The organism is Mesorhizobium sp. WSM4310 (assembly GCF_007003935.1).
In the GTDB taxonomy this organism is placed as follows: Bacteria; Pseudomonadota; Alphaproteobacteria; order Rhizobiales; family Rhizobiaceae; genus Mesorhizobium.
The window spans coordinates 156,908-173,134 of sequence record NZ_VFTA01000010.1 but is presented as its reverse complement, the minus strand read 5'-3'; the positions used below and the strand labels follow the sequence as shown (position 1 = coordinate 173,134).

Here is a 16,227-nt window from a genome sequence, read left to right as displayed (position 1 = left end):
TGCCTGTCCTTGCCCCAGAACCGCTGCACACTTCTGGGCGAAATGCATCAGCGGTGACCGTACTGGCTGACCAGCTCGGGGTCGCGGACGAGGCCATCGAGCCATGTCGGATCGAGCTTCGGCACGGAGGAGAATAGAAGCTTCGAATAGGGGTGGATGGGCGCCTTCAGTCTGTCGGGCGTGATCTGCTCCACCCGCTCGCCATTGTACATGACCATGATTTCGTCGCAGATCGCTTCGACGACGGAGAGGTCGTGGCTGATGAAAATGTAGGAAAGACCCAACTCGCGCTGCAGCTCCTTGAGCAGTTCGATCACGGCGGCCGCCACCACCGTGTCGAGCGCCGAGGTGATTTCGTCGCAGATGATGAGCTTGGGCCCGGCCGCCAGAGCGCGCGCGAAGTTCACCCGCTGCTTCTGGCCTCCCGAGAGCTCCGACGGGCGACGGTAGCGCAACGTCCGGGGCAGGCGAACCATGTCGAGCAGTTCGTCGACGCGCTTCGAGCGCGCCTGCCGGTCGAGCTGGTGATAGAAGGCCAGCGGCCGGGAGATGATGTCCTCCACAGGCTTGGCCGGATTGAGCGCGGTATCGGCATACTGGAACACGATCTGCATCTCGCGCAGTTGGTCCTGGCTGCGTTTGCCCGCGGCGCGCTCCAGTTGCCTGCCGTCGAAGACGATGTCGCCGGCCGCCGCCGGATGGATGCCGGCGATGACGCGCGCCAGCGTCGATTTTCCGCAGCCGGATTCGCCGATGACGCCAAGATTGCGCCCCTTCTCGACGACCAGGCTGACGGAATTGACAGCGCGGACAAGCGGCAGTCCGTCGGCCCGCAACGAGCCATAGCCGGCGGTCACATTGTCGATACGCAGCAACGGCTTCGTGCCGGCATCGGCGTCCGCATCTGCTTGCCTCGGTTTCGGTTCGAAGGCAGCCAGCAGTTCGCGCGTGTAGGGGTGCTGTGCAGCCGAAAGGATCTGAGCCGTGGTGCCGGCCTCCTGCATTTCGCCGCCCTTCAGCACAACGATGCGATCGGCGATCTGGGCGACGACCGCAAGGTCGTGGGAAACGTAGACACCCGCTATCCCACCGGCCCGCATGACCGACTTGAATGCCTTCAGCACGTCGATCTGCGTCGTCACGTCGAGTGCCGTCGTCGGCTCGTCGAAGATCATCAGCTTGGGATTGCCGATCAGCGCCATCGCAGCCGACAGCCGCTGCAGCTGCCCGCCTGAAACCTGGTGCGGATAACGGGCGCCGATCCCTTCCGGGTCCGGCAGCGACAACGCCCGGAACAGCTCGACCGCGCGCTTTCGTGCCTGCTCCGGCGGCATCAGCCCGTGGATGCGCGTAACCTCGATCACCTGCTCCATGATGGTGGACGAAGGGTTGAAGGAGGCGGCGGCACTTTGCGGAACATAGGCGATGTCGGTGCCGCGCAATTTGGCGCGCTGCTTTTCGGCAAGCGCGGCCATGTTCTTGCCGTTCACATTGATCTCGCCGCCGGTGATCCGGCAGCCGGGCCGCGCATAGCCCATGAGGGAGAGCGCGATTGTCGTCTTGCCCGAGCCGCTCTCGCCGATCAGGGCGACGATCTCGCCGTCGGCGATGTCGAGGCTGACGCCCTTGATGATTTCGACGACGCGTCCGGCGTCGGTCGTCGCCTCGATCCTCAGGTTCCTGACCTCGACGAGATTGGTCATGCGTCCCTGTCCCTGATCTTCTGCGGCAGATTGTCGATCAGCAGGTTGACGCTGATGGTGAGGCTAGCGATCGCCAGCGAGGGAACGATGACAGCGGGAGCTGCGAAGGGCAGGCCGCCTATGTTCTCGCGCACCAGCGCGCCCCAGTCGGCGAGCGGCGGCTGCAGGCCGAGCCCGAGGAAGGACAGGCCGGACAGCAAGAGCACGATGAAGACGAAGCGCAGGCCGAAGTCGGCCAGCACCGGGCGCATGATATTGGGCAGGATCTCTGACCCGATGAGATAGGCGGTGCTTTCGCCGCGGACGCGAGCGACGGTCATGAAGTCCATGGTGTTGATGTTGACGGCGAGCGCCCGCGCGAAGCGGTAGGCGCCCGGTATGTAGATGACGGCGAGCGTCAGGATCAGCGCCGGGATCGACGAGCCGACCGCGGCAACGACCACAAGGCCGAACAGCTTGCTGGGAATGGAGTTCATGGCGTCGAGGAAGCGGCTGAGGCAGGTGTCGAGCCAGCCGCCGGTGACGGCCGCGATCATTCCCAGCACGACGCCGGAAAAGCAGGCGATACAGACGGAGGCGAGCGATATGCCGACGGTGTAGCGCGCACCCATTAGCACCCGCGAGAGCATGTCTCGCCCCAGATAGTCCGAGCCGAGCCATAAGCCCTGACGCATCGGACCGAAATAATCGTCGTCGACGATGTCGCCGATCGAATGGGGAATGATGGTGGGCGCGAAGATGGCGATCAGCGTCCACGCCAGGATGACCAGCGAGGCGACGACACCCACGAGGTTGTAGCTGTGGCCCAGCAAGGACCGTTGGGAAGCTGCCACGCGGGCCATCGTCATCTGAGCCTCGGGTTGGACATGATGGCGATGATGTCGGCGATCGTGATGAGCAGAAGGTAGCCGAGGCAGAAGATCATCGCGCAGCTCTGGATCAGCGGCAGGTCGCGGGTCGCGACCGCATCGACCATCAGCTTGGCGATGCCGGGATAGTTGAAGATCGTCTCCACGATGATGACGCCGCCGACCAGATAGGACAGCGACAGCGCAACCGCGTTGACGATCGGCCCGAGCGCATTGGGAAGTGCGTGCTTGAGCACCATGCGGCCGCGTGAGGCGCCTTTGAGCAGCGCCATCTCGACATAAGGCGTGGACAGCGTTTCGATCACCGCGGCGCGGGTCATGCGGATCATCTGAGCCGAGATGACGAAGGTCAGCGTGATCACCGGCATGGCATAGATGCGCACGAGGTCGGTCAGCGTATGCGCCTCATTGACCGAGGACAGTGCCGGCAGCCATTTGAGATAAACGGCGAAAAGCAGGACCGCGAGGGTCGCGACCATGAATTCGGGCACGGAGATGACGCCGATCGCAAGAATGGTGACGGTGCGGTCGTAGAGGGAACCGCGCAACATGGCGGCGGTGATGCCGAGCGTCAGCGCCAGGGGCACCGAGAGCAGCGTGGTGATGCCGGCGAGCTCCATGGTGTTGACGAAGCGCCCGCCGATCAGCGCCGCGACCGGCATCTCGTTGGCATAGGAAGTGCCGAGATCGCCGTGGAGCAGGCCGAGAAGCCAGCGTAGGAAGCGCAGGATTGCCGGATCGTTGAGATGCATGGCCTCGCGCAGGCCGGCGACGGCTTCGGGTGTAGCCGCCTGGCCGAGCAGGATCGACGCTGTGTCGCCAGGCAGCATGCTGGTGGCGAAAAACACGGCGAAAAGGACGATCAGAAGTGTAACGACCGCGATTGCCAGCCGCTTCAGCACGAGGTTTAGAACCCCAGACGTCATGGAAGCGCTCCTGCGGTTGCGTTCGGCCAAGCCATGTTGCGCAATCGGTGCCAGGGACCGGCGGTCCGGTCCCTGGCAGGCGCCTCTCAGGCTTCGAGCCAGAGATATTCCGCCATTGCGTAGCCCATCATGCCACCGAGCGGGTTCGCCTCCAAACCCTTCACCTTGCTGGAGAGAGCATCCACGTTGGAAATGTAGGCCGGGATGATGGTGCCGGCCTCCTCGGAGACCATGGTCTGCATCTGGCCGTAGATTTTCTTGCGCTTGGCCTGGTCGAGCGAGCCGCGCGCCTCGACGAGCAGCTTGTCGAACTTCTCGGACTTGTACTGGCTTTCGTTCCAGGGCGCGTTGGAGGCGTAGAGCAGCGAGAACAGGATGTCGGGCGTCGGGCGCGGATTGATGTTGCCGAAATGGATCGGCGCCTTGAGCCAGTAATTGTCCCAGTAGCCGTCGGACGGCACGCGCTGGACATCGAGCTTCATGCCGATATCGGCACCGGCGGCCTGGATGATCACCGCCATGTCGATCGACGACGTCGCGGCATCGGACGCGACCACGGGGATGGACTGGCCGAGCAGGCCCGACTTTTGGAAGTGGAACTTGGCCTTGTCCGGGTCGAAGGCCTTCGGCTTGAGGTCGGCATTGTGGAAGATGTTCGCCGGCGAGACAGGCTGGTCGTTGCCGATTTCGCCGAGGCCGCGCAATGCCGATTTGACGATCTGCTCGCGGTTGACGAGGTATTTCATGCCAGCGACGAAGTCGGCCTTATTGCCCGGATCCATGTCGAGCCGGATGTTGAGGTCCGTATAGTTGCCCGAGGTGGTTTTCGACAATTCGAAGCCTTGCTGGCCGCCGATGAGCTTCATCGCGCGCGGATTGATCGAGGCGGCAAAATTGATGTCACCGGAAAGCAGGGCGTTGACGCGGGCGCTGTCGTCGCTGATGGCGATGAACTCGAAGGAGTCGAGATGTGGCTTGCCCGACTTCCAGTAGTTCTTGTTCTTGGTGACGACCGAACGCACGCCCGGTTCGAACGTTTGCAGCACGAAGGCGCCGGTACCGTTGCCCTTGGAGAAGTCGGTGGTGCCGTCCTGGACGATCATGAAGTGATGCAGCGCCAGGATGGTCGGAAGGTCGGCATTCGGGTCGGCCAGCGTGATTTCGACGGTCGACTTGTCGACTGCCTTGAAGCCGGTCATCTGCGCGGCGATCTTGGCGACTTTGGAGCCGACCGCTTTGTCGAGATGGCGCTTCAGCGAGAAGACAACGTCTTCGGCGGTGAGGTCCTTGCCGTCGTGGAAGGTGACGCCTTTGCGCAGCTTAATGGTCCAGGTCTTGGCGTCCTTGCTGTCGAAGCTATCAGCCAGCTCCATCTGCGTGACGCCATCCTTGTCGAGGAAAGTCAGGCGGTTGTAGAGCGAGCAGCAGCGGACATAGTCGGTCGACAGCGACGCCTTTGCCGGATCGAGCGTGTCGGCGGTCGAGGAGGACCAGCCGGCGGCCTTGAAACTGCCGCCGGAAACCGGCGTGGCGGCGACGGCATTGGTGGCGCGGCCAAGTACCAAGCTGCCCGCGGCGATCGCGGCGCCGCCGGCCAGCAGCATCTTGAGGAGTTCGCGGCGGCTCGCGCCCCGCCGAATGGCATTCTCGACCATGGCATCGTCTGCGCTGGTCCAGTTCGTGATTTTGTCGGTCATATCATTCCCCTTTCTGTTTGTTTTTCCGGGTCGCTCGTCTTGCTGCGGCTTTCCGGGCTTGGGCTCAGGTTCGTTCCTTCAGGCTTTCCCGCACGGCGGCGGCAAGGGCCGCCATTGACGTGAAGTGGTAGTCCGGCGCGGTGAAACGCTCGGGCTCGATCGTGCCGCCGAAACCCTTCTGGGCATGCCGGCGCTCGATCCAGCAATTGGTCATACCAAGCGCCCGGGATATGCCGATGTCGTGGTACTGGCTTTGCGCGACGTGCACGATGTCGTCCTTGCTGTCGCCCTGTGAGGCCACGAAATCGAAGACCTTCTGGAAGAAGGCCGGGTCCGGTTTCTCCGTGCCTGTATCGTCGGCGGTAAAGGTGGCGAAAAAGGGCGATCCGAGCTGCTTCTCGAAATGATCGAGCGCCCAGCGCCTTGCATTGGTCATGGCGATCAATCTGTGCGACTTCGCAAGGTCCGCCAACGCCGCCGCGCTGTCGGGGAAGCTTTGCCAGACGCTGGCCGAATCCCGCAGGCGGACGCCGTATTTCTCCTCGGCCGGCAGGCCGAGCCGCGGCGCGATAACTCTGTAGACACGTGCGAGATCGTCGGGAAACAGGCCCGCATCGGGCATGTAGCGGGCCTGCCGGTAAAAGGCCAGCGCCTCGTCGCCATCGATCGAAACGCCGGCCTCGGCGGCAATTCCCGCCAGGCAGGTCGTGATCCCGCCTTCGAAGTCGATCAGCGTGCCGACCACATCGAAGGTCATGTATTTGAATTCGCTAAAGCCCCCGGCCAAGACTGGCTCTCCTCTGCGTACGGCCGAATTGCATGTGTTGAACAGAACAAAATTCCGTGCTGTCGGGGGCGTCGGCCCTTTTTGAATGCCCGGAAATCCGGGCTTTCTGGCCTTGTCTTATGGAGCAGTCTGGCACTTCCCCCGCGCTGGATTCGCCGAAAAGGCGCGAGGGGGCGGCACAAAATTGCGAAATCGTCTGCCCCGGCGATATTTCGAGACACGACATATTTCGCCGCCATCATGCCAGAGCCTGACGGACATCGGGATCGTCCAGCGTCTGGTCGAGCGTCCGGCGCGTGCGCTCGATGATCGCATCGATGTCGGCATCGGTGCAGCAGAGCGGCGGTGCATAGCCGATAACCCCATGCGCAAAGGCACGGATGATGAGGCCATTGTCCCACGCCCTGTCGAAGACCCGCCGCGCCGGCATGGCCGACGCCGGAAGCGGCGTCTTCTTCTGCTTGTCGACCACCAGTTCGATCGCGGCAAGCATTCCGCGTCCGCGCACGTCGCCAACGAGGGGGTGGTCGCTCAGGCTTGCCAGTCCTGCCATCAGGCGGGCGCCGGCCTTGACGCCATTCTCCAGAAGGCCGTCTTCGTAGAGCTTCAGCACCTCGAGCGCGACGGCGGCGCTGACGGGATGGGCGGAATAGGTGTAGCCGTGACCGACGGCCGAGGCGCCCGCGCCATCGGCAATGACGTCGTAGACATGATCGGCCATGAACACGGCGCCCATGGGAACATAGCCCGAGGTCAGACCCTTCGCCGTCGTCATGAAATCGGGAACGATGTCCTCATCGGTGCAGGCGAACAAAGGCCCCGTGCGGCCGAAACCGGTGATCACCTCATCGGCGATGAACAGGATGCCGTACTCCCGGCAGAGTTCGCGTATGGCCTTGATCCAGCCTTTCGGTGGAACGATGACGCCACCCGAGCCCTGGATCGGCTCGGCATAGAAGGCGGCGACCCGCTCCGGCCCGATCTGCTCGATCTTGGCCTTCAGCGCGGCGAGCGATGCGGCGATGATCGCGTTGCCGTCCTGGCCGACCGGGTTGCGGTAGGGATAGGGGGAGGGGATCTTGTGCTGCCATTCGAAGGGAATGCCGAAGCCGGCGTGAAAGGCGGGCAGGGCGGTCAGGCCCGCGCCGACCACCGACGAGCCGTGATAACCCTGCTCGATGGAAATGAACTGATCGCGTTTCGGCTCGCCCCTGGCATTCCAGTAGTAGCGGACGAACCGGATCGTACTGTCGACCGCGTCCGACCCCCCAAGCGTGAAAAAGACGTGGTTGAGGTTGCCTGGCGCGCGCTCGGCCAGCTCCGAGGCGAGGCGGATGGCCGGCTCCGAGCCGAGGTCGAAATAGGCGGTGGCGTAGGGAAGCTCTCGCATCTGCCTGGCCGCTGCCTCGACGATGCTGTCATGGCCGTAGCCGGCATTGACACACCACAGCCCTGCGAAACCGTCGAGAAGTTGCCGGCCGGACGCATCGGTGACGGTCGCGCCCTTCGCCGATTTCAACACGCGCACGCCCTGCGCCTCATGACCACGGTATGAAGAGACAGGGTGGATGAGATGGGCGCGATCGAGTTCGATCAGGGAATTGGCGAGCATTGTTGTCCTCCGACTATCCCAGCGCCTGGTTGGCGAGGGCGTAAACTTTTGGCCTGGCCTGCTCCGCAACCGTCTTGGGCGGACGGTCCATGGCTATGCCGCCGCCGACATGGGTGAGGCCGATTTCCTCGAGCCAGCCGGCGATGCCGGTCCCGCTGCCGGTATCCACGCGCAGGAAGGCGCCGGCGCGCGGGGCGGCGAAGAAGCCGATCAGGGCCTTCGCCTCGTCGATACTTCCCGCGATGACCGGACCAATCACCTCGCCGCGTCCGAACGGCCGGATCGCGGCATAGGCCTCGATGGCGCCGTCGCGGCGGATGACGGCGAATTGGCCGCGCTCGGCCAGCGCATCGATCAGTGCTTCACGGTCGGCGCCATAGGCGTCGCGGTCCAGCGCCTTGATTTCAGGCAGATCGCCGATGCTTGCGGCCTCTACGCCATCGGGCTCGCCAAGCTCCGCAACCTTGCCTTGATGCTGCAGAATGGCGCCGGAGGGCACGAACCCCAGTTTCTCATAGAGAGGCATGCCGTCCGCCGTCGCGACGAGCCGCAGCGGACGGTCCCCGGCCAAGGCGAAGGCCTGATCCATGAGCCGGCGCCCAAGCCCCTTGCCGCGCGCGTTCCTGTCGACGATCACCATGTTGATCATGGCGCAATCCGCGCCGTAGGGCGTTACCAGGATAGTTCCGGTGACGCGGCCCTGATCGTCGAGCGCGACCGCGCCGTTCGAAAGCTGCAGCGCCATCTGCCAGTCCTGCGGGCGATGTGGCCAATTCTCCTGGCGAGAAAGCACTACGGCTCCCTCGATATGGTCGGGCCCGAAGGCTCGGAGTTCAATGTCGCCCTGCGGCATGAGGCATCCTTCCGTCTGACGACAAGTTTCGGCCATCGGCGTGCCGCAGATCATCTGAAGGCTTTGGCTTGGACAGTATCTTTCGCCGTAGCGCGAGGGGTGTGCCGCATCTTGTGCTGGCACCGTCCGCGGCGGGGGCGCTTCACGCCGCGCGCGGCGCAGCTATCGGCATGCCAGATGCTACAGCGTGCCAAAGCGGATGGCGGATACGGAACTTTCTGCTTTCGGAAGGGCGATTTCGGTCAGGTCGCCCGCCGCCTGCCGCTCTATGATGAAAAACATCCCAACGCGGATGTGCTTCCACCGGAGATCGACGGACATGGCTTCCTTCAGGCCCAAATACATCACCTTCGACTGCTACGGCACGTTGACTTTTTTCCAGATGGCGGAAGCGGCGCGCGACCTCTATGGCAGCCGGCTCGACGAGCCGCGCATGCAGGAGTTCATCAAGAACTTCGCGGCGTACCGGCTCGACGAGATCATGGGTGACTGGAAGCCCTACGCCGACGTCGTCCACAACGCGCTCGAACGCGCCTGCAAGCGCAACGGCCTCGCCTTCAGCCCGGACGACGCCAGGATGGTCTACGAGCGCGTGCCGACCTGGGGACCGCACGCCGACGTCCCGGCGGGCCTGGCGAAGGTCGCCAAGGAAATTCCGCTGGTCATCCTGTCCAACGCGATGAACGCTCAGATCATGTCCAATGTCGAAAAGCTCGGCGCGCCGTTCCATGCCGTCTACACGGCAGAGCAGGCGCAGGCCTACAAGCCCCGCTTCCAGGCTTTCGAATACATGTTCGACAGGCTGGGTTGCGGTCCGGAGGACGTTCTTCACTGCTCGTCCTCTTTCCGCTACGACCTGATGTCGGCACACGATCTCGGCATCAAGAACAAGGTCTGGGTCAATCGCGGCCACGAACCGGCCAACCCGTATTACGGCTATGTCGAGATATCGGACATTTCGGGTCTTGCAGGCGTCGTCGGTCTCTGAAACAGGCGGATTGCCAATGAAGTTCGTCTCCTACTGGCACGACACGGCCCCCGTCTTTTCCGGCGGGGCGCAAGGCCCGGTCGAGGGGCACTACGATGCCGCCGTCATCGGCGGTGGCTTCACTGGTCTCGCCGCCGCGCGCCAATTGGCGAAGGCCGGCGCCAAGGTGGTCGTGCTGGAGGCGGAGCGGGTCGGCTGGGGCGCATCCGGCCGCAATGGCGGGCACCTCAACAACGGCCTCGCCCACAGCTACCTCTCCGCCAAGGCGGAGCTCGGCAAGGAACGCGCAATCGCCCTCTACCGGGCGCTGGACGACTCCGTCGACACTATAGAGGCGCTGGTCGCCGAGGAAGGCATCGACTGCAATTTTCGCCGCGCCGGCAAGCTGAAGCTCGCCTCGAAGCCGCAGCATTTTGCATCAATCGCCCGCAATTTCGAGGCCCTGCATGCCGAGGTGGATCCGGATACGGCGCTGCTGTCGGCGGCGGATCTCAAGTCCGAGATCGGCTCGCCCTTCCATGGCGCGATGCTGTCAAAGAAGAGCGCCATGATGCATATGGGCCGCTATGTGGCAGGCCTCGCCACTTCGGCCGCCCGCCACGGCGCCGTGATCCATGAGAACGCGTCGGTCACCGACCGCAAGCAGGCCGGCGGTAGGCACGAGCTGACCACCTCGCGCGGCCGCATCAGCGCCGACAATGTGCTGGTGGCGACCGGCGCCTACACGACTCCGAATTTCGGTTACTTCCGCCGCAGGATCATCTCCGTCGGCAGCTTCATCATCGCCACGCGGCCGCTAAGCGACGCCGAGATCGCCACGACCATGCCCGGCAACCGGACATGCGTGACCTCGATGAATATCGGCAACTATTTCCGGCTCTCGCCCGACAGGCGCCTGATCTTCGGCGGCCGTGCACGCTTCTCGGCGACATCGGACCAGCGCTCCGACGCAAGGAGCGGACAGATATTGCGGGCAGGCCTCGCGGCGATCTTTCCGCAGCTCGCCAAGGTCGAGATCGACTATTGCTGGGGCGGGCTGGTCGACATGACCAAGGACCGTTTTCCACGGGCCGGCTACCATGACGGCGTCTGGTACGCGATGGGCTATTCCGGCCACGGCGCGCAGCTTTCCACGCACCTTGGCATGATCATGGCCGATGCCATGCTCGGCCGCGAGGACCGCAATCCGCTGAAGGGGCTCGAGTGGCCGTCCATTCCCGGCTATTCCGGCAAACCCTGGTTCCTGCCGATGGTCGGCCTCTACTACAAGGCGCTCGACCGGGTGAGGTAGGCAGTAGGCAGAATCTACCAATTCCCTGCTGCCAATTACCTACTGCCTACTCCCATGTGGAAGCTCTTCATCTCGAGATATTCCTCGATGCCGGCCTGCGCGCCCTCTCGCCCGAGGCCGGACAGCTTGACGCCGCCGAAGGGGGCGACCTCCATCGAGACCGAGCCGGTGTTGAGACCCACCATGCCGAATTCCAGCGCCTCGCCGACGCGCCAGGCGCGTTTCAGGTTTTCGGTGTAGAAGTAGGAAGCAAGCCCGTAGGGCGTGCCGTTGGCCAGCGTGATCGCTTCTTCTTCCGTCTCGAACCGGAAAAGCGGCGCGACCGGGCCGAACGTTTCCTCGCCGGCGAGCTGCATGTCCTTTGTGGCGCCGGTCAGCACCAGCGGCGCGACATATTGAGGGCCGTCCGGCAATCCCGGCCTCTCGGTGATAATCGTTGCACCTTTGGCGAGCGCGTCCTCGACATGGCGGTTTATCTTCTCGACCGCTGCCATGTTGATCATCGGCCCGATGGCGACGCCGGGCTGCGTGCCGGGTCCAACCGTCATGGCGTTGACACGGGCGGAAAGCTTCGCTGCGAAGGTTTCATAGACTCCGGACTGCACGAGGATGCGGTTGGCGCACACACAGGTCTGGCCGCCGTTGCGGAACTTGGAGACGAGAGCGCCCTCGACAGCGAGGTCGAGATCGGCGTCGTCGAAGACGATGAAGGGTGCGTTGCCGCCGAGTTCGAGGCTGAGCCGCTTCACGCTGTCGGCCGCCCCGCGCATCAGCAGCGAACCGACCCGCGTCGAGCCGGTGAAGGAGATCTTGCGCACGGTCTCGTTCGCCATGATCTCATTGCCGATTTCGGCCGGCATGCCGGTGACGATGTTGATGACGCCGGCGGGGATGCCTGCCCGTTCGGCAAGCACGCCGAGCGCCAGCGCCGAATAGGGCGTGAACTCGGACGGCTTGATCACCACCGTGCAGCCGGCGGCCAGCGCCGGCGCGACCTTGCGGGTGATCATCGCGTTGGGGAAGTTCCACGGCGTGATGATGCCACACACACCGACCGGTTCCTTCAGCACGATGATGCGCCGGTCCGGCGTCGGCGAGGGGATGGTGTGGCCATTGATGCGGCGTGCCTCCTCCGCAAACCATTTGACGAAGGAAGCGCCGTAGCGGATCTCGCCCCTGGCCTCGTCCAGCGGCTTGCCCTGTTCGGTCGTCAGGATCAGCGCGAGATCGTCCAGATGCGCAAGCATGAGGCCATGCCAGGCCTCCAGGAGGCCGGCGCGCTCAGCGTTGGTCTTTTTCCTCCAATCCCCATAGGCGGACGCTGCGGCCTCTACGGCCGCGCGAGTCTCCGGACCGGCCATATCGGGCACCGTGCCGATCGCCGCCTGGGTCGCTGGATCGACAACATCGACCGTCTTGCGGGAGCCGGCAGCGACCCATTCACCGCCGATCAGGCCGACTTCGCGGAAGAGACTTTTGTCTTTGAGGTTTTTCATCGAGAACGACCTTGCAATCAGGAGAGCGCGGCGACGACGGCGGCCGTGATGGCCTCCGTTCTGTCTTTGCCCGGAGTGGTTCCAATGCCGCGCGCGGTTGTCGCTTCGACCGCTTGCATGACCCGGCCGGCGGCGGCCGCTTCGCCGAGATGGTCGAGCATCATGGCGCCGGACCAGATGGCGGCGATCGGATTGGCGATGCCCAGATGCGCGATGTCGGGCGCCGAGCCGTGCACCGGCTCGAACATGGACGGCGCCGAGCGATCGGGATTGATGTTGGCCGAGGCGGCGTAGCCGAGCCCGCCCTGGATCGCCGCGCCGATGTCGGTGAGGATGTCGCCGAACAGGTTGGAGGCGACGACCACGTCGAGGCTCTCCGGCGCCATGATCATGCGCGCGGCGAGCGCGTCGACATGATAGCTGGTCACGGCTACGTCAGAGTATTCCGCGGCCAGCTTTCGCGCGATCTCGTCCCAGAACACCATCGAGTATTTCTGCGCGTTGGACTTGGTGACGGAGGCGAGCTTGCCGCGCCGTGTCCGCGCCTGCTCGAAGCCGAAACGCAGGATGCGCTCGACGCCGGCACGGGTGAAGATCGAGGTCTCCACGGCGACCTCGTCCAGCGTGCCTTGATGCACGCGCCCGCCGGCGCCCGAATATTCGCCTTCGGTGTTCTCGCGGATACACAATATGTCGAAGCTCTCGGCCCGCAGCGGGCCTGTCACGCCTGGCAGCAGGCGGTGCGGCCGGATGTTGGCATATTGCACGAATGCCTTGCGGATCGGCAGCAGCAGGCCGTGCAGCGAAACGGAATCCGGCACTTCCGCCGGCCAGCCAACCGCGCCTAGCAGGATCGCATCGAAGCTGCGCAAAGTCTCAATGCCGTCCTGCGGCATCATGCGGCCGGCTTCCTTGTAGAATTTGCAGGACCAGGGGAACTCGGTTCCGGTCAAGGCAAAGCCGGCCTGCTCGGCCGCTGTCTCCAGCACGGACCAGGCGGCGGCGGTCACATCGCGTCCGACGCCATCACCGGGGATCAGGGCGATCGAATAGGACTTCATCGGCATCTCTTTACAGGCTGATCAGGACGCTCTTTGTCCTGCGGTTGGCGAGATAGGCTTCGCGGCCAAGGTCCTTGCCGATGCCGGAGCGCTTGTAGCCGCCGGTGGGCAGAATATGGTCTCGCGAGCGGCTGTAGCGGTTGACCCAGACGGTACCTGCTTCGAGTTTGCGTGCGAACCGGATCGTGCGGGACAGGTCCGAGGTGAACAGGCCGGAAGCCAGCCCATAGGTCGGATGGCTGGACAGCGCCAGCGCCTCGTCCTCGGTCTCGAAGGTTTGGACTGTCAGGACCGGGCCGAAGATTTCCTCGACGATCGCCGGATTGGCCTGATCGACATTGGCGATCAGCGTCGGCTCATAGAAATAGCCGGGGTCGTCCATAACGTTGCCGCCGCTCAGGCATTCGCCGCCGGCCCCGATCGCGGCCCGCACGATGCCGTCGATACGCGCCCGCTGCCGTTCCGAGATAACAGGTGAATAGTGCGTCGCCTCGTCCCAGGTCGGGCCGGGGCGTGCCGCCTTCATCTTCTCCAGGATCGCGGCCGTCAGCTTGTCGGCGACGCTTTTCTCGACGATCAGACGCGTGCCGGCCACGCAGGCCTGGCCGGCGTTGAAGGTGACGCTGCCGGCGATCGCCGTCGCCGCCTTGTCGAGATCGGCATCGGCAAAGACGATCTGCGGGCTCTTGCCGCCCAGTTCCAGCGTCATCGGCTTGACGCCGGTGCGGGCGACGTTCTCCATGATGGCCGAGCCGGCGCGGGTAGAGCCGGTGAAGGAGACCTTGGCGATTTCGGCATGGCCGGTCAGCGCCGTGCCGGTCGTCGGCCCATCGCCGAGCACCACGTTGACGAGCCCTGCCGGCAGGCCTGCCTTCACCGCGAGTTGCGCCAAACAGACAGCGGAAAACGGCGTCATCTCGGAGGGCTTCAGCACGACCGCGTTGCCTGCGGCCAGCGCCGGGCCGAGCTTCCAGCCGGCCATCGAGATGGGGAAATTCCACGGCGTTATCGCGCCGACCACGCCGTGGGGCTCGCTCATGATCATGCCGAGAGTGGTGTCGTCGGTAGGCACCAGCTCACTGCCTTCCTTGTCGGCGAACTCAGCGAAGAAGCGGATCTGCTCGGCGGTGACGGCGATGTCGCCGGCGATGAGCTGGCCGACGGGCCGGGTCGAGCACAGCGCCTCGATCCGAGCCAGCGTTGCCGCTTCCGCCTCGATCAGGTCGGCCCAGGCGTGCAGCGCCCTTGTGCGCTCGCGCGGCCTGACGCCCCCCCAGTTGCTGGCCTTCAGCGCCGCCTTGGCGCTTTCCACAGCGCGGTCGACGATATCCGCGTCGGCCACGGGACAGTCGGCATAGACCTTGCCGTCGGACGGACGGCGCATCTCGATCGCACCATCGCCCGCGATAAGCTCTGCGCCGATGAAATGGCCAATCGGGAGGGGAACCGTATCCGGATCGAAGCTCAGGCTCATATCGAGGCTCGGTTCATAGGGTGACCGCTTTCCAGCATTGACTGGAGCGTAGCGCGTACTGCCAGGCAGCATGCGCTGTTCGGTGATCCGTTGCCGATGAATGTTGTGTGCTCGAGGCAAGAGACGGCAAATTCTTCGGCGCAGGCCAGTACGTCATGCAGGTTCCGCTATCCGACCGTCACGTAGATCTTGCGCACCGTCTCGATGGTCTTCCAGACACCGGTGAAACCAGGCTTCATCACGAAGCTATCGCCGGCGCGGTAGGTCACCGCCTCGCCGCCATCGGGCGTGATTTCAATCACGCCCGAGAGGATGTGGCAGAACTCGAAAGTGTCGCCCTTGATTGAGCGCGTTTCCCCAGGCGTCGCCTCCCAGACGCCGGTATGGACGAGGTCGTCCTTGGCGACGTCCTGCGCCCAGGTCTTGAAGGCGGGGTTGCCGGCAATCAGCCGTTCAGGCAGCGCCCCGGATTCGCGCGGGGGAAATGCAGGGCTGGTATCGACGGTCTTGAGCAGGGACAAGGGATGGCCTTTCAGCTTGGATTTCAATAGCCGCGCGACCGGTCGACGAGCCCGATAGGGTCGAGCCCGTCGCGGTGGCGGCGGATGTTTTCGATGACGGCCAGCGCGGCTGTCACGGGTTGGGTGACGCTGGCGACATGCGGGGTCAGCACGATCTTTGGATGCCGCCAGAAAGGATGGCAGGCCGGCAGCGGTTCGGGATCGGTCACGTCGATCATCGCCGCCGAAAGGTGGCCGCTGTCGAGAGCGGCGACAAGCGCCTTGTGATCGAGCTGCGGGCCCCGGCCGGTGTGGACGAGGGCCGCGCCCTTGGGCAGCTTCGCAAACAGGCGGGCATCGAGGAAACCGCGTGTCTCCTCGGTCAGCGGCAGCAGGCAGACCAGTATGTCGCTGGCCGCGAGCATCTCCTCCAGCCCGAGTTCGCCGTGATGGCAGGTCACGCCTTCGATCTGCCGTGGAGAGCGGCTCCAACCGGCGAGCGGAAAGCCGAAGGGCTTCAGGCGGTCGAGGACGGCCTGGCCAAGCTGCCCGAGGCCGAGCACGCCGATCCGGCGCGACCCGGCCTGCAGCTGGGGGACGTCCCGCCATTCGCCGGCGCGCTGCTGCGCCAGATAGGCAGGCAGGCTGCGATGCAGGGCGAGCACGGCCAGCGCCACATACTCCTGCATCATGCGCACGATGCCTTCCTCGATCGTACGCACGATCTTCACCTGCTCCGGTACGCTATCGAGGCGGAACTGGTCGACCCCGGCGCCAATGGAAAACAGGATCTCCAGGTTCCTGTAGCGGGCGAGGTCTTCTGGCGCGGTCCAGGTCATGAGATAGCGCACGGCGTCGGGATCGACCGTTGCGGCATCCATCGTGAAGAGGACGTCCGGCAGCTCCTTGGCGAAGGCATCGGCGAAGATCGCCCCGCGCCGCGCATCGGAATTGAACAGGAATGTCATTC

15 protein-coding genes are annotated in these 16,227 nt (G+C 64.4%); 2 read left to right on the top strand and 13 right to left on the bottom strand.

The genetic code is table 11. From position 1 onward, the window contains the following. Positions 1-47 precede the first annotated feature (47 nt). The 8 genes from FJV80_RS13915 to FJV80_RS34540 all read right to left on the bottom strand — a co-directional run bounded on the left by FJV80_RS13915 (position 48) and on the right by FJV80_RS34540 (position 8,768). Positions 48-1,703 (bottom strand): ABC transporter ATP-binding protein, encoded by a 1,656-nt coding sequence (locus tag FJV80_RS13915; protein ID WP_095790425.1) that lies wholly within the window; start codon positions 1,701-1,703, stop codon positions 48-50. Continuing rightward, positions 1,700-2,551 (bottom strand): ABC transporter permease, encoded by an 852-nt coding sequence (locus FJV80_RS13910; RefSeq protein WP_095775964.1) that lies wholly within the window; start codon positions 2,549-2,551, stop codon positions 1,700-1,702. Before FJV80_RS13910 ends, FJV80_RS13915 begins: the two co-directional genes overlap by 4 nt. Beyond that, positions 2,548-3,498: an ABC transporter permease gene (locus tag FJV80_RS13905; RefSeq protein WP_095775982.1), complete on the bottom strand. Its 951-nt coding sequence runs from the start codon at positions 3,496-3,498 to the stop codon at positions 2,548-2,550. Before FJV80_RS13905 ends, FJV80_RS13910 begins: the two co-directional genes overlap by 4 nt. 86 nt (positions 3,499-3,584) lie before the next feature. Beyond that, the gene (locus FJV80_RS13900; RefSeq protein WP_142876670.1) at positions 3,585-5,195 is read right to left on the bottom strand and encodes an ABC transporter substrate-binding protein; all 1,611 of its coding nucleotides are present in this window, start codon (positions 5,193-5,195) and stop codon (positions 3,585-3,587) included. A gap of 64 nt (positions 5,196-5,259) precedes the next feature. Further along, on the bottom strand, positions 5,260-5,982 hold the full coding sequence (locus FJV80_RS13895) for an HAD-IA family hydrolase (RefSeq protein ID WP_142876669.1): 723 nt from the start codon (positions 5,980-5,982) through the stop codon (positions 5,260-5,262). Positions 5,983-6,220: 238 nt separating this feature from the next. Continuing rightward, positions 6,221-7,594, bottom strand: a complete 1,374-nt coding sequence (locus FJV80_RS13890) for an aspartate aminotransferase family protein (RefSeq protein ID WP_142876668.1) — start codon at positions 7,592-7,594, stop codon at positions 6,221-6,223. Positions 7,595-7,607: 13 nt separating this feature from the next. Continuing rightward, a complete protein-coding gene (locus FJV80_RS13885) occupies positions 7,608-8,447 on the bottom strand; it encodes a GNAT family N-acetyltransferase (protein ID WP_095790435.1) in 840 nt (279 codons plus the stop codon). A gap of 180 nt (positions 8,448-8,627) precedes the next feature. Then, positions 8,628-8,768, bottom strand: coding sequence for a hypothetical protein (locus FJV80_RS34540; protein WP_185975208.1), 141 nt, complete (start codon positions 8,766-8,768; stop codon positions 8,628-8,630). Between FJV80_RS34540 and FJV80_RS13880 the strand changes: the two genes are divergently transcribed. Beyond that, positions 8,767-9,435, top strand: coding sequence for a haloacid dehalogenase type II (locus FJV80_RS13880; RefSeq protein WP_142876667.1), 669 nt, complete (start codon positions 8,767-8,769; stop codon positions 9,433-9,435). The genes FJV80_RS34540 and FJV80_RS13880 overlap by 2 nt on opposite strands. Positions 9,436-9,451: 16 nt before the next feature. Beyond that, the gene (locus tag FJV80_RS13875; RefSeq protein WP_142876666.1) at positions 9,452-10,726 is read left to right on the top strand and encodes an FAD-binding oxidoreductase; all 1,275 of its coding nucleotides are present in this window, start codon (positions 9,452-9,454) and stop codon (positions 10,724-10,726) included. Positions 10,727-10,761: 35 nt separating this feature from the next. On the opposite strand, the gene FJV80_RS13870 is transcribed toward FJV80_RS13875, so the two are convergent. From FJV80_RS13870 to FJV80_RS13850, 5 genes are all read right to left on the bottom strand, one after another. Next, complete coding sequence (locus tag FJV80_RS13870) at positions 10,762-12,222, bottom strand: NAD-dependent succinate-semialdehyde dehydrogenase (protein ID WP_142876665.1); 1,461 nt, start codon at positions 12,220-12,222, stop codon at positions 10,762-10,764. Between the two features lie 17 nt (positions 12,223-12,239). Next, entirely contained in the window at positions 12,240-13,283 is a 1,044-nt protein-coding gene (locus FJV80_RS13865) for a tartrate dehydrogenase (RefSeq protein WP_142876664.1), read from the bottom strand. A gap of 10 nt (positions 13,284-13,293) precedes the next feature. After that, on the bottom strand, positions 13,294-14,757 hold the full coding sequence (locus tag FJV80_RS13860; RefSeq protein WP_142876663.1) for an aldehyde dehydrogenase family protein: 1,464 nt from the start codon (positions 14,755-14,757) through the stop codon (positions 13,294-13,296). A 167-nt stretch (positions 14,758-14,924) separates the two neighbouring features. Next, on the bottom strand, positions 14,925-15,278 hold the full coding sequence (locus tag FJV80_RS13855) for a cupin domain-containing protein (protein WP_095775980.1): 354 nt from the start codon (positions 15,276-15,278) through the stop codon (positions 14,925-14,927). 23 nt (positions 15,279-15,301) lie between these two features. Beyond that, the gene (locus tag FJV80_RS13850; protein WP_142876662.1) at positions 15,302-16,225 is read right to left on the bottom strand and encodes a glyoxylate/hydroxypyruvate reductase A; all 924 of its coding nucleotides are present in this window, start codon (positions 16,223-16,225) and stop codon (positions 15,302-15,304) included. Positions 16,226-16,227: the final 2 nt, after the last annotated feature.

Bases quoted from the DNA above. Each gene is read 5' to 3' on its own strand.
- FJV80_RS13915 (WP_095790425.1), bottom strand. From the start codon at position 1,703: ATGACCAATCTCGTCGAGGTCAGGAACCTGAGGATCGAGGCGACGACC.
- FJV80_RS13910 (WP_095775964.1), bottom strand. From the start codon at position 2,551: ATGACGATGGCCCGCGTGGCAGCTTCCCAACGGTCCTTGCTGGGCCAC.
- FJV80_RS13905 (WP_095775982.1), bottom strand. From the start codon at position 3,498: ATGACGTCTGGGGTTCTAAACCTCGTGCTGAAGCGGCTGGCAATCGCG.
- FJV80_RS13900 (WP_142876670.1), bottom strand. From the start codon at position 5,195: ATGACCGACAAAATCACGAACTGGACCAGCGCAGACGATGCCATGGTC.
- FJV80_RS13890 (WP_142876668.1), bottom strand. From the start codon at position 7,594: ATGCTCGCCAATTCCCTGATCGAACTCGATCGCGCCCATCTCATCCAC.
- FJV80_RS13885 (WP_095790435.1), bottom strand. From the start codon at position 8,447: ATGCCGCAGGGCGACATTGAACTCCGAGCCTTCGGGCCCGACCATATC.
- FJV80_RS13880 (WP_142876667.1), top strand. From the start codon at position 8,767: ATGGCTTCCTTCAGGCCCAAATACATCACCTTCGACTGCTACGGCACG.
- FJV80_RS34540 (WP_185975208.1), bottom strand. From the start codon at position 8,768: ATGTCCGTCGATCTCCGGTGGAAGCACATCCGCGTTGGGATGTTTTTC.
- FJV80_RS13875 (WP_142876666.1), top strand. From the start codon at position 9,452: ATGAAGTTCGTCTCCTACTGGCACGACACGGCCCCCGTCTTTTCCGGC.
- FJV80_RS13870 (WP_142876665.1), bottom strand. From the start codon at position 12,222: ATGAAAAACCTCAAAGACAAAAGTCTCTTCCGCGAAGTCGGCCTGATC.
- FJV80_RS13865 (WP_142876664.1), bottom strand. From the start codon at position 13,283: ATGAAGTCCTATTCGATCGCCCTGATCCCCGGTGATGGCGTCGGACGC.
- FJV80_RS13860 (WP_142876663.1), bottom strand. From the start codon at position 14,757: ATGAGCCTGAGCTTCGATCCGGATACGGTTCCCCTCCCGATTGGCCAT.
- FJV80_RS13850 (WP_142876662.1), bottom strand. From the start codon at position 16,225: ATGACATTCCTGTTCAATTCCGATGCGCGGCGCGGGGCGATCTTCGCC.